The 409-nt window shown below is 52.3% G+C and carries 1 protein-coding gene; it reads right to left on the bottom strand.

The genetic code is table 11. The features are described from left to right. A partial coding sequence (locus tag A6E04_RS20710; protein WP_139078915.1) for an Ig-like domain-containing protein occupies nucleotides 1-409 on the bottom strand: 409 nt, incomplete at both ends.

Raw genomic sequence — 409 nt, 5'->3', positions numbered from 1 at the left:
TCACGTCATCTTCGGTGATATCAGCTACCGTTACAGTGCCTTCTGTCGCTTCAACATCAACCGTATGGGTTGATGTTGCTGTGCTTTCGATTGTATTTCCTGCCGCGTCGGTTGACGCTACGCTTACCTCGAACTCGGTGTCGGCTGCAAGATCGGCGCCCGCCACATCCACTGTCCAGTTACCGTTCGCATCAACCGTAGTGTCGTAAGCCTGACCATTGATGGTCATGGTCACCACATCGTTTTCACTGATGTCACCACCTGTCGCCGTACCGGTTACCGCGATAGTTTGTCCGCTTTCAGCCGCGTTAATCACGTCATCTGCCGTGATATCGGCCACCGTTACGGTGCCTTCTGTTGCTTCAAGGTCAACCGTATGGGTTGATGTTACTGTGCTGTTTACTTCGTT

This window comes from Aliivibrio logei, assembly GCF_001691055.1.
GTDB classification, from domain to species: domain Bacteria; phylum Pseudomonadota; class Gammaproteobacteria; order Enterobacterales; family Vibrionaceae; genus Aliivibrio; species Aliivibrio salmonicida.
The sequence above is the reverse complement of the archived record's forward strand: the minus strand, read 5'-3'. Positions and strand labels throughout refer to the sequence as shown.